The sequence below is a fragment of the Crateriforma conspicua genome (genome assembly GCF_007752935.1).
Lineage (GTDB): Bacteria > Planctomycetota > Planctomycetia > Pirellulales > Pirellulaceae > Crateriforma > Crateriforma conspicua.
The window spans coordinates 4,554,869-4,567,476 of record NZ_CP036319.1 but is presented as its reverse complement, the minus strand read 5'-3'; the positions used below and the strand labels follow the sequence as shown (position 1 = coordinate 4,567,476).

General features: G+C 57.6%; 10 protein-coding genes. 6 read left to right on the top strand and 4 right to left on the bottom strand.

The features are described 5' to 3' along the window. Positions 1 to 14: 14 nt before the first annotated feature. On the top strand, positions 15 to 1,151 hold the full coding sequence (locus tag Mal65_RS16685) for an alkaline phosphatase family protein (protein WP_145300003.1): 1,137 nt from the start codon (positions 15 to 17) through the stop codon (positions 1,149 to 1,151). A gap of 44 nt (positions 1,152 to 1,195) precedes the next feature. Here Mal65_RS16685 and Mal65_RS16680 read toward each other — a convergent pair whose 3' ends face one another. Next, on the bottom strand, positions 1,196 to 1,510 hold the full coding sequence (locus Mal65_RS16680) for a DUF2853 family protein (RefSeq protein ID WP_145300000.1): 315 nt from the start codon (positions 1,508 to 1,510) through the stop codon (positions 1,196 to 1,198). A gap of 315 nt (positions 1,511 to 1,825) precedes the next feature. Here Mal65_RS16680 and Mal65_RS16675 point away from each other — a divergent pair, with 315 nt between their 5' ends. Both Mal65_RS16675 and Mal65_RS16670 read left to right on the top strand, forming a co-directional pair. Next, the gene (locus Mal65_RS16675; protein ID WP_145299997.1) at positions 1,826 to 3,301 is read left to right on the top strand and encodes an O-antigen ligase family protein; all 1,476 of its coding nucleotides are present in this window, start codon (positions 1,826 to 1,828) and stop codon (positions 3,299 to 3,301) included. Between the two features lie 97 nt (positions 3,302 to 3,398). Next, entirely contained in the window at positions 3,399 to 4,340 is a 942-nt protein-coding gene (locus Mal65_RS16670) for a glycosyltransferase (protein WP_165701326.1), read from the top strand. Here the strand turns inward: Mal65_RS16670 and Mal65_RS16665 are convergent. Then, the gene (locus Mal65_RS16665) at positions 4,337 to 5,617 is read right to left on the bottom strand and encodes an FG-GAP repeat domain-containing protein (protein WP_145299991.1); all 1,281 of its coding nucleotides are present in this window, start codon (positions 5,615 to 5,617) and stop codon (positions 4,337 to 4,339) included. The two genes, Mal65_RS16670 and Mal65_RS16665, sit on opposite strands and share 4 nt — an antisense overlap. Before the next feature lie 424 nt (positions 5,618 to 6,041). On the opposite strand from Mal65_RS16665, the gene Mal65_RS16660 reads away from it, so the two are divergent. Beyond that, positions 6,042 to 7,748 (top strand): cation:proton antiporter domain-containing protein, encoded by a 1,707-nt coding sequence (locus Mal65_RS16660; RefSeq protein WP_196784238.1) that lies wholly within the window; start codon positions 6,042 to 6,044, stop codon positions 7,746 to 7,748. Beyond that, entirely contained in the window at positions 7,735 to 8,991 is a 1,257-nt protein-coding gene (locus Mal65_RS16655; protein WP_145299986.1) for a DUF418 domain-containing protein, read from the top strand. Before Mal65_RS16660 ends, Mal65_RS16655 begins: the two co-directional genes overlap by 14 nt. A 15-nt stretch (positions 8,992 to 9,006) precedes the next feature. Here Mal65_RS16655 and Mal65_RS16650 read toward each other — a convergent pair whose 3' ends face one another. Together Mal65_RS16650 and Mal65_RS16645 are read right to left on the bottom strand one after the other, a co-directional pair. Beyond that, positions 9,007 to 10,467, bottom strand: a complete 1,461-nt coding sequence (locus Mal65_RS16650; protein ID WP_145299983.1) for a S41 family peptidase — start codon at positions 10,465 to 10,467, stop codon at positions 9,007 to 9,009. Between the two features lie 3 nt (positions 10,468 to 10,470). Next, positions 10,471 to 11,718: a DUF4013 domain-containing protein gene (locus Mal65_RS16645; protein WP_196784237.1), complete on the bottom strand. Its 1,248-nt coding sequence runs from the start codon at positions 11,716 to 11,718 to the stop codon at positions 10,471 to 10,473. Between the two features lie 400 nt (positions 11,719 to 12,118). On the opposite strand from Mal65_RS16645, the gene Mal65_RS16640 reads away from it, so the two are divergent. Beyond that, complete coding sequence (locus Mal65_RS16640; protein ID WP_145299980.1) at positions 12,119 to 12,586, top strand: hypothetical protein; 468 nt, start codon at positions 12,119 to 12,121, stop codon at positions 12,584 to 12,586. Positions 12,587 to 12,608: the final 22 nt, after the last annotated feature.

Below are 12,608 nucleotides of genomic sequence, written 5' to 3'. Positions count from 1 at the left end.
TTCGCAGGATTAACGTGACACGCCAGATCGTCATCACTTTGGCAGGACTCTCCGTCGATGCGATCGGTTGCTACGGTTCCGCATTCAATCAAACGCCGACGATCGATGCGATGGCGTCCGACGGGTTTGTGTGGGACCGACTGGTCTGTCACGACGATCGGCCGGACGTCGTTCTGGCGTCCCTGGTTTCCAGTCGCACCGGTGGATTGCTGATCGATGATGGCACGATGCCGGCGGTGGGCCAAACATTCGATTCGGTTCAAACGATTCCGATCGATTCCGCCGACAGATCCGTGGCCAATCGCGTGGAAGACACTCACTTTTCGCGGTTGGTCCAGAGATTGGACGAAGCCGTGAATGCAGACAAGCCGCCAGAACGTCTCTGGTTGCACAGTGGTTTTTTGGCACGGCACTGGGACGCGCCGCGGGACCTGTTTCCAGTCGACGAAAGTTGGGACGACGACGATCAAGAATTCCTGGACACCGAACCATCAGCAGCCTTGTCAGGCGAAACGGCACCATCGGGAACAAGCGGCGAAGGTGCTTGTCCGCCAATTTTCGAAGGCGCAGAACCTCCGGTGCATCCAATGGTTGCCGACGATCCGGTGGATCTGATCATGGCTTGGATGCGTACCTATGGGTGCCAAGTGAGGTTGATTGATCAGTTGCTGGATCGATGTGTCGATTTGGCTGATCAAATCGACGCGACCTTGATTTTGATGGGGACCAGTGGATTCAATCTCGGGCAAAACGGTTGGATCGGGCACGGTTGCGGACCTTTGCGAAGTGCCCAAATTCAGGTGCCGCTGATCGTCCGAACGCCACAGGGGATTCATCGCGATGTTGGGATGCGATGGCCCAAATTGACCGGGTCCCAGGACGTTGCCGCGACGGTTTTTGCGGAAGATTTGGTGAATCGTCTGCCATTTACGGCCGAACAATGGGCCGCCGATTCAGTGGACGCTATTGATCAAATTCTGGTCACGCAAACGGAAACCGCCGATCGTTGCGTCAATACCAGCGGATGGTTCTATGTTCGCGATAGTGATCAAAGCGAACATTTGTATTTGAAGCCAGATGACCGCCACGATCATAACGACGTCGGCCGCTTAGCGCCCGACGCCTTGGATCGTTTATCGACGGATGGTTAACCGCAGGCAGTCGGCGTTGGCATCCGTCGTTTCGGCGACTCGGATCAGCCGGCCAATCGGCTCATCTTGCCGCTTTCTTCGGCCAGTAGGTAATAGAACGTGACGCGACATTTGGCTCGATCGCCTTTCATTCGCTCGCAAACCGCTTGAATCGCCTTGTCGGCTTCGGCTTCATCCAGATCAAGCGTCTTACGGCAATAGCCGTCCTTGATGGATTCCAGTTCGCCATCGTCGGTCGCTGCGACGATGGCCGAATCGCGGTTGTCCAGTGCGATGCCGAGATGATTGACCAACGCGGCCACGGCATCTTCATTGGGCGATTCGACGTACTCTTTGACGTTTTTTAAATAGTCGCTCATGGATTCAATCCCAGTGCGTCAGGCGGTAAGAATTGCCGGTGAATAGTGAACAGTGGACAGGACTATAACGTGTTCACCGTTGACCGACCAACACCCGCATCGTTGACGATGCAATGGCGTGGCTTCAATGGGCCAGGCGAAAGCTGAAGAAGTCAATGGCGGGGCGGCTAGCCGATACGGCACACCAGCGGGCCGAGTCGGCGAAATCGTCATAACCCGCGCCAACGAAAAGATTGCCGCGATCCTGCGCCGTCAACAGGATCTCGATTGCCAGGTCTGCGTCGCGCGGGGCGAGAGTGCGACCTAGCTTTCGGCATGAGCTGGCTGGTCATTCTATTCGTTCTCGCGTCTTTGCCGTGGCTGTTAGTGGTCGCGCCGCGTACCGAACCGGTGCGTTTTGCCGCCATCATTCTGGCCATTGGGACCGTTCTTGGACCCAATTTTTTCAGCATCAATGGTCCCGTTCAGCTGAGTTTGGATCGAATCCTTTTGGCCGGACTGGTCATGTTGATGGCGATCCGCGTGTTGCGATTCGGGGATCGTATCGAATCGTTGTCACGGCTGGACGTCGTCGTGGTCTTGTTTGCCGTTTGGTCGTTGGCCAACTGTGCCGTCTATGGTTTGACCAAAGGTGATCCTCCGGCGATTGCCCGGTGGCTGTTCACTGTTGCGGTGCCAGTCGTCATCTATTTCAGCGTTCGCATCCGCCCGACGACCGGCGACAGTCCTGAAAAGCGAACCGATTCGGAAAGCCGTGACGACAACTTCCAGCGCAGCGTCCAGTGGGCCATCACGATCTTGATCACGCTGTGCGTCTATCTGGCGTTGACCAGTGTTTTCGAACAGCGAGGTTGGCGTGGACTGGTGTTTCCGCGATTCATCAATGATCCGGAGCATTGGGAGTTCTTTGGTCGTGGTCGAGGACCGTTGTTGAACCCGATCGGCAACGGGATGGTGATCACGCTGGGGCTGTGCGCGTGCATCGTTCGCTTCTTTTCCAGCGGACGTGTCGGAAAGATCGGATACGGATCATTGGCGGTGATCATGCTGGCCGGCGCGATGTGCACGATGACCCGCAGCGTTTGGATGGGCGCGTTTTTGGCCGCCGGTCTGCTGTGCTTTTCCCGTGTGCCGATGCGGTTGCGGATCGTAACGATCGTCGCCGGAGCCGTTTTGATTGGTGCCATGTTTGCCGGCTTGAAAGACCATCTGCTGGCCTTCAAACGCGATGAATCATTGTCGGCGGCTCAGACCAAGGAAAGCGTGGAATTGCGGCCGCTGCTGGCGTTGGTCGCCTATGAAATGTTCAAGGACCGTCCCATCACCGGGCACGGATTTGGTCAGTACCGTCAAAAAGCCAAGCCCTATCACACCATTCGCAGCTACGACATGCCGCTGGAAAAAGTCCGGCCGTATGTCCAACACAATCTGTTTCTGTCCTACCTGACCGATCTGGGGTTGGTCGGTTTGTGCCTGCACCTGTTTGTTCTGGTTGGCATCTTCTGTTTGGCGTGGGGGCTGAAGTCGACCGGCAAGGATGACACTGCCTCGCATGCGGTGGGAATGCTGATGGTCGGTTGGTTGGCCGCCTATTTCGTCAATGGAATGTTCCACGATCTTTCCATCATCACGACGATGACATCGTACTTGATGTTTCTGGTGGGATTGACCGTCACCAGTCATCAGGTGCAAGCGGTGGGAACCGCGGAAGCATCGGCCGGTGTCAATCGCCGTGCCGCCCAAACTGTGGCTGATGGCAAGGTTGCCGGCCCGTCTGTGGGGCTGGCATGAACGCCCTGGATTTCGCGACGCAAACGTCGAACCGCCGATTAATGGATTCCTGTCCAAGCCTTCATGGACGTTGTCGTTTTGCCACTGGATTCGCACCATGAAAGTCTTGGTAACCGTCGGAACCGAACAGTTCCAGTTTGATCGATTGATGAAAGCCGTCGAACGTTTGGCCGCGGGGCAGGCCGAAAATCAGTTTGTCGTGCAGTATGGTTCCAGCCAGTATGTTCCCGCTGGATCCAATGTCGAAGCGTTCACGCTGTTGCCGGAAACTCGATATCGTGATGTTGTTCGCAACAGCGATGTGATCATGACCCATGCGGGCGACGGCAGTTTGGCGATGGCCAACCAGTTGGAAAAGCCCTATCTATTGGTTCCACGGCGTGCCAAGCTTTCAGAACACGTCGACGACCATCAACTGGAACTGGCGGATCTGGCCGGCAAACATCATGTGCCGACGGCTGTATCACCCGATGTGGATTGGTTGTGCGACGAACTAGAAGGTTTCACTCGGCAACCAAGATTTCAACCGTTCTATATCGACAAGTCTCGCCCATGCGACCGTTTGCGTGAATTGACCCTGGGACGCCGCGGAAAAGTCATGTTAGTGACATCGGGCGGCGGACACTTGGACACGATGAAAGCGATTCGTCCGTTCTGGGATGAGTTCGAATCACGCTGTTGGGTCACGTTGAATGATACGGATCTCGGGGACAATTCGACGGCAACCGTTTATCGCGGTGTCGGGCCGACCAACCGCAGTCTTGTCAAATTGTGCAAAAACTACGCGCGTGCCAGACGCTGGATCGATCGTGAACGTCCGGATGTTGTGCTTTCGACCGGGGCGGCGATTGCCGTCGCCGTGATGCGGGCCGCCAAGGATGTGCATCCGGCCACGCAAACCATCTTCGTTGAAGCGCCGACGCGCGTTGTCGATTTGTCGTTGAGTGCAAAATTGGCGATTTGGATGCGGTGCTTGGATGCGGGAACCTGCTTTCATGAACCGATCGCCCAGCAATACGGCCAGTTCCACTTGGTCTAGCGGTTGGTTTGCTGGGACCGGTCGTACTGTGGATTTTCGTACCACACCACGCCCAAGGCGAATCGTTCTTCGCACGTAAGAATGTCTTGGTCGCCGTCACCGTCGATGTCCACGCATTCGATGCGATCAAACTTTGCGCCTTGCGTGGTTCCCAGGCGGGACCAAGACGTGTGCTTGGGATCCGAGATCCAGATTCCGATGGCGGGCGTTGGATCGGCATCGTCCAGCGTGTTGGCCGTCATGACCAAGCGTCCGTCATCCAGCCTCGCGATCGCTTTTCCGTGCGCCACACCGACCGGATTAGAAAACGGTCGGATATGCCACGTCCCATCATCGTTTCGGTCGAAACGCAACCAGACACCATCTCGGGTCGCAACGAACCATTGATTTGGATCGGCTTGCAAGAACATCACTTCGTGATTGCTCCGGTGCAAGGTGTGGTCATTCCAGGGCGTGTCACCCGAAAGATCGTCGGGTTGTTCCAGCCAGCCGACCCCGCGCAGCGGTCCTTTGCGGTCGCTGTAGACGATGTCGTCATCGCCATCCTGATCCATATCGATGCATCGCAATGACATGATCCATCCCGCGTCTCTTAATCGCTGCGGCGCCCATTGTTCGATCGGTTCAGGCGTTCCGGCGGTGGGACGCAATAGCGTGATCGACGCATCACGTCCTTTGGATCCCAGGACAATCGCCTGTCGACCGTCATGCAAACGGATACCATGACCGAACATCCATTGTTCTGCCGCCAGTTGGTGCAGCGTCTGGCTTTGCCACCGCGTTGTCGCGTTTTGATTGGGATTTTGAAAGTCGATGCCTTTCATCGTGTTTCCGTCTAGTCGATGAAGCATGACTTGCCGTGTCTTGCCCTCGTGACAACTGATCACTTCCAACTGTCGGTCGCCATCGATGTCGATCGGAAAAGCATCTTCGACCGAATCACCGTGACCGATCGTCAATGCTGGCCAAGGCTGTGTTGCGGCGTCTGACCCCGGATGCAAGTACAGGCGAACCACCCCGGATTCTTCCCATCCCGTCACGATGTCGATCCGACCGTCGTTGTTGAAGTCGCCCAATCGGACTCCGTCGGCCCCGACCAGTGATTCGTCGATCGTGTGCCGTCGCCAGAATGCGGCAGGATCGGATGACCTGACTTCAGTCGATGGTGGATCAGCCGATGAATCACGATTCCATCCGGGCATCATCGACGTCACCAGGCAAACGGTTGGCAAGATGCGGCGTGAAAATCCAATCGGCGATACCGAAGGCATGGGCATGATCGCTGAAGGGGTGCAAGGTGACGTCACGGCGGTGCCGCACGACGGATCGGATGATTGGGGCTCATTTTATCCGGTGTCCCAAGGCATCGTTTGGGGTGTCCCATCGATCTTTCGTGCGCAAAGAAGTTCCAGATACGCGTCGGCTTGGTCACGGCTCGATCACGATCGAGGTGGACGGAATGCCCGGTGATTTCGAAGCGTCTAATGCGTGGGCCTACGGCGGGCATGGGTCTGCGGGGGAGTTTGGCAGCCATCGACCGGGGGCATGGTGGGACAGGTTTGCAATATGTCACTATTTGGCGACTCCGTCGGTGACGTCGCGTGATCCGTCTCCCAAAATTTCCACCGATTCGGCTAATCTATGGCCGAAATCCCACCGCCGAGGTGTGGACGCGATTAATGGACAACGGGAATCGGCACCGTGCACATTGCCACAACGATTGGAATGTTACTGGCTGCCAGTCTGCTGGCCGGTTTGGTGGGCGAATGGTTGCGGCTGCCCAAGGTCACGGCCTATTTGATTGCCGGATTGTTGTTGGGGCCCAGTGTTTTCGATCTGGTTCCGCACGATCATCACGAATTCTTGGAACCGCTCACGAAGTTGGCGATGGCGCTGGTTCTGTTTCATTTGGGGACTCAATTCCCAATGGAGCAAATGCGGCGGTTGGCGGCCAAGGCGATTCCGCTGTCACTGGGTGAAATCTTTTTAACGGTGGTGTTGGTCACCGCTGGATTGATCCTGTTGGGTGTCAGTGGTTCGAAAGCTTTGTTGTTGGGAACGTTGGCGGTGGCCACCGCCCCGGCGACGACCATGCTGGTGCTTCGCGAAACGGGGGCGGCCGGTCCGGTGACGACGATGACCGGTACGTTGGTCACGTTGAACAATATCGCGGCGGTGGTGTTGTTCGAATTGGTTTGGCTGGGAATCCAGTTGGCCGGCGGTGATTCCGATGTTCAGCCGGCCGAGGTCCTGGCCACGCTGGGAATCGATCTGTTCGGGTCAGCGTTTCTGGGTTTCCTGGGCGGATTGGTGGTCAGCTACTCATGTGAACTGCTCAGCCCTGGTCGCTGGCTGGTGTTGTTGATCGGCGTGTGCGGATTGTTGCTGGGCATCAGCGAATCGCTGGACTTGCCATACATGTTGACCTTCCTCGTGCTGGGCGTGGTGGTGGTCAATTCATCGGGCGCGGCGGAGAAGATCATCGGCCAGTTTGATTCGATTGGTGGTTTGTTGACCGTCGTCTTTTTTTCTGTCCACGGATCAGAAATGAACCTGCAATTGTTGTGGCAGGTCGGGACCGTCGGTGCGGCTTATGTGGTTCTGCGGTGTGTCGGCAAAGTCCTGGGCGTGTATTTCACCGCTCCCTATGCATCGGTTTCACGTGAGGTACAAGTGTGGCTGGGGCCAGCATTGCTGGCTCAGGCAGGTGCCGCCATTTCGCTTGCGACCACCGCCAAAACACGCGACCCAGAAATGGGCGGCGACGTTCAAGCAATCATTCTGGGAACGGTGATCTTTTTCGAAATCATCGGACCGTTGTTGACGCGACGATCCGTGTTGCAAAGTGGCGAAATGCCGATCGCCAATTCGATTCATCACACGTTCGGAACTCCGATGTCGGCGCTACGCAATGTTTGGACACGTTTGTCGGGATCGGCGGGGCTGACGAGGCGTGAACCCCAGACGGACCGGATGAATGTGGAACAAGTGATGCGCCGCAGTGTCGACGGGATCGCGGAAAGTGCCGATTTCAATGAAGTCCTGCACTTCGTCGAAAATTCGCACGACAATACGTTTCCCGTGTTGGATGACCGGAGAGCGGTGGTGGGTTTGATCCGATTTGATTTATTGAACCAAGCTTGCTTTGATCCGCACGAAGATCATTTGTTGCTGGCCAGCGATTTGGCCACACCGCCCGAAGTGCTGTTGCGTCCCAGCCAGCCGGTTCGCGACGCCGTCGAACTTTTTCGACAAACGACCGATGACTGTGTGCCGGTGGTCAGCGATGATTCACCTCATGTTTTGATCGGGACGCTGCGTCGCGGCGACCTGACGAATCTGCTGATCCGCGACCGCAACCAAAAGAATCGCCAACAATCCAAGAGCGACCAGAATGGCGACCATTAGCGAAGCGACGAGATCGACCGAGCGTATTGAAACGCTTGATTTGATCCGCGGATTCGCATTGTTGGGCATCTTGGTGATGAACGTCCAGTCGTTCGCCATGCCGTCGGCGGCCTATTTGAACCCGACGGCGTACGGTGATTTGACCGGGTGGAACTATGCCGTCTGGTATTTGGCGGCGTTATTGGCCGACACCAAGTTCATGACTCTGTTTTCAACGCTGTTCGGTGCCGGAATTGCGTTGATGGCCCAGCGGGCGAAACGGGACGGCCGCCCGGCAACCGCCCTGCACTATCGACGCATGGCGGGCCTGTTTGTCATTGGCATGGTGCACGCCTATGTGTTCTGGATCGGCGATATCTTGGTGCCCTATGCGATTTGCGGGTGCCTGATCTATCCGTTGATCGGGCTTCGATGTCGATATTTGTTGGGCCTCGCCGTTGGCTTGCTTTTGATTCGGATTGCCATCGACGTGTTGTTTGGCTGGTCGATGCCCCAGTGGGATGAAGCGGCCGCGGCACAGGTGGCTGCCGAATGGCGTCCCGATGCCCAGATGCTGTCACAAGAATTAGCGGCGTACCGCGGCGGTTGGTTGGAGCAATCCGAGTACCGTGTTCCGGGGGCTCTTTCGATGCAGTTGTTTGTGTTTCCCGTCATTCTTTCTTGGCGGATTGGGGCGATGATGCTGATCGGTGCCGCCCTGATGAAAATGGGCGTATTGTCTGGTCGGCGCAGCATCTTCTTCTATCAAATGATGACCGTCATCGGACTGGCGATCGGTTTGCCCGTGGTCGCGTGGGGCATCTGGCAACATGAACAGCACCAGTGGGACGTCGGATACAGCTTCTTTTTTGGCCAGATTCCCAATTTCGTCGGCAGCCTGTTCGTCGCAGCCGGCTACATCGGCGGGCTGGAATGGATCCGCCGGACCCGAGTCGGCCCGACGTTGGCGAACTGGTTGGTACCGGTCGGCAAGACAGCACTGACGAACTACCTGATGCAAACGCTGATCTGCACCACACTGTTTTATGGACACGTGATGGGATGGCTGGCAGCGGCGGGCTGGTTCGGTTCCGTGTCTCGGGTGCAACAAGCTGTCGTGGTCGTGGCCATTTGGGCGTTGCAATTGATCGCGTCGCGATGGTGGGTATCGCGTTTCCGATTCGGTCCCATGGAATATGTTTGGCGATGGATGACCTATGCCGGCCGTCCCGCGCGATCTTCAGCGATGAATTCGGTGAATTGAATCGTCCCGTCGCTGTTAGGCCGCGACGGCTTGCGGCGGCGCGTCGGGAAGTGCGTCTTGGCGAATCAGGTCACGCAGATAATGAATCGCTTGGTCCAAGGGGGGATCCTCAGTAATGGGCGGCCCAAGCGGTGGGTCTGCGACTTCACCGTCATCGACCAGCGGATCATCCTGGGGTGTGTCGCCGGAAGAATCCTTGGCGGAATCGGCTGACGAGTCATCGTTCCCGGTTGATTCTTCATCCGTCGTCGCGTTCGCATCGTCGTCGGTCTCAGATTGTGCTTCTTGGGCCAGCAACGGATAGGAAGCCTGCAACCAACGATCGGCAATCTTTTCAGCCTGTGATTCGGTGATCGGAACCATCAAGCCGGGGTTCGGCGTCACGCCCCATTCGTCTTCTTCGGTGGCATTGAGCCCGCGATGAATGCTTCGGTCGCTGGGCCGATAGAACGTGGCGACCGTCAAACGTAACGCACTGCGGCCGAATTGCAGCGGCAAGATGTTCTGGACGGTGCCTTTGCCATAGCTGCGGACACCGGCGACGGCGGCGCGGCCACGGTCCTGAAAGCAAGCGGCCACGATTTCGCTGGCGCTGGCACTGCCGCTGTTGACCATCACGACCAACGGAATCTCGGGATTCACCAAAACGCCGGGCGATGCCTCCCAGCGGTCTTCCGGAACACCACCACGAATTTTGGTGCTGACGATCAAGCCGTCGTCCAGGAACATGTCACAGACGCTGACCGCCGTGGTCAACAAACCGCCGCCGTTGCCACGGACGTCCAAAATCATCGCTTCGAAATCGTTGTCCAAATCCCTCAAAACCGCCTCCAGTTCCTCCGGCGTTTTTTCGCCAAAGGTCGTCAAGCGAATGTAGGCGATCCGTGGATCTTCCTTCAGCCGATAGACCCACCGGTCGTCCGCGTCGCGATGGTCGCCGACGACCGATTCCAGGGGGATCGATTCTCGCTTCACCGAAAGGTCGAACGTTTCGTCGCCGCGCCGGACACCCACGTCGACCTGAGTCCCGATGGGACCTCGCAGCAGCGAACTGACATCGCTGATCGTCATTGCCGACGTGTCCGTTTGCTCGACGCGGACAATCAGATCACCGGGGCGAAATCCCGCCGCCAATGCCGGTGACCCGACCATGGGCGTGATGACTCGGACGGGCTGATCTTCGGCCGGTTGTTCGATCAGAATTCCGATGCCCGCGAATTCCTGGTTGATGGTGTCTTGGAAGGCTTGATAGTCCGACTGAGCAATGAAGCTGCTGTTTTCATCCAATTGGCCGGTCACACCGTCCATCGCGCCGTCGACCAATTTGTCGGTGTCGATGGGTTCGACGTAATAACGATCGATCAACTGGATCGCATCGCCGACGACAATCGCCGGGCGGATGAATTGATAGGTCGTGTAGCAGGCCAGCGACACCATGGCCGAAAAAAGAATGAAGTTCAGGTGCCGTGGAGGCATCGTCTATACGCCCAAGAATGGATAGGGGACCAAAATCGCGTGTTGCTGGATCCACGTCTGAAGACCGTCCCAGCTGGTGTACTGTGAAAGATAAACGAACAACAGGTACAAGCCAACGATCGGTACCATCGACAGGCGAGCCAGCACGCGACTGGTCGTGGGCCAGAAACCACGGCGGACTTCGGTGAAGCGACGGGCACGCCGCATCGCCAATCCCGCGCAAACCCGAGCCGGCAACATGAACGTGACAAACACCACGCACGGCAGCCACACGACCTCACGTGGCGTTGCTTCGATTTTCAGCAAGTACAACGGGATCGGTGCCAGGACCAAACTGACCAGCATCGCCGCCGTGTAAGCCCAGGGGCTGCGACGAAACGCCAGACGAACCGCTTTGACATCGAACAAGGCGCGAAAACGACGCTCGCGGGCGAATTGAACCTGCAGCATCGGCAAGTAAAACATCGCCAGTCCGAGTGCCAACAGCGACAGTACACCGATCAAACCAGCCAGCCCCGTTTTTCCGTTGCGGTTCGCGGCAATGATCAGCATCGCCGGGATCAACCAGATCAATGTCCCCACGAACGTCTGAATCCCCAGCCACAAATGCCCCATCGCGTCAAAGCTTCCCGTCAGCCGCCACAAACGGTCCGCCGCGGTTGACCAGGTCGACGGATGCCAAGCCGATTTGACGAAACGCACCGGCGCGGGCCAAAGGTAATCGACCAAGCGTCCGCCACGAATCCAAGCCCAGCACAGATAGACCAAAGTCACACCGGCGGCCAACCAAGATGCCAGGTGCAACAAAAAAACGGTCGTCGGGGGGCTGCCCAACAGGCCCGCGACCGAAGCCCAATGGACCAACATTTTGGTCGGCAACGCAAACACGAAGACGACGATTGCGGCCAAGCCGACACGCCCCGCTTGGCGTAATCCCGGCATGGACGACAAAACAGATTGCCCGCTGGCGATGCGCCCCGCCACGCCGACCGTGTAGCCCAACGTCACCAACTGGATCACGGGAACCGCGGCCGCAACAGCCAGCAACGCGATCAATGATGCCAAGTTGAAACTGGTGGCGACTGTTCGGCTCAGCCAACGCCAAAGCCGTCCCAGGCGGTTGCCCAGCGTGATGATGCGCCGTGCCGTTGCCTCCCCCGTTGCTGTTTGGTCGGACATCGGTATCGACGCCGGCGAACGCGTCGCGGGAATCGCGGCGGATGGAGCAAACACGGCAGTGGGCGAATTCATTGTCGCATCGGTGGGCGTTCGGAAAATGGTGTCGTCTGCGCCGAAAGCTCAAGCTGGAACGACGACTGATTTGGCCGGCACATGCTTCGACCAAACCGCACGTCTGTGAAACCACGGCGGGTGTGAAACCCTGTCGTCATGTCGTCGACACGCGGCGCGTTGGGGCGGATCGACTGCCTGTTCGGCCGCGGACGCCGATGCTTGGCAGCGACCAGGTCGCCTGCAAGGGCATTTTTGAAAAAAACGATCTGATCCAACCGACTTCGCTCATTCGCACGACCGGATCGACCGATACAGCTTAACAGGTCCTGGGGGGGACACTGTGCCAGATCAGCCGGCCGGCATTCGCTGCCGGCCGGCTGATTCACAGGCACTCCTTCACAGCGATTCGTTTCTTTCCATGACGACCAACCTGGACAATCACGCCGATGCGAATGCCGCCCTCTGGGCTGGTTTATTTCGTCGTATGCTGATCGCGTTGGTCGGCTTCGGATGTCTTAGCTGCGGTGGTTGCGTCGCATTGAACATCCCCAGCTATCGCCACTTGGATCCGCATGATGACGGCGGCGTTTTTGGCGGCTGGAACCAACCTAAACGCTTGGGCGTCCCGATCGATACGCCGGTCCCCGGCGATTCGTCGGTCATCGCAAGCGATCGTTCGGACGCCCCAATGGGATGTGGCCCGACCGGACATTGCGGCGGCGTGCATGGCCCGGTCGGTGGCCCCGGCAGTTTCGAAGACGAATGTTTTGGCGCACCGATCGGCATGGATGGCGGCGGTGATGTCCCGGTTGAAAAGCCTGAGGTCCCTTGGCCAAAGTTTCATCCGGTGCCGACGCGCCCCGTGTTCGGCGCCGCGTCGTATTGATGATTCGATCGGGCTGGATAAA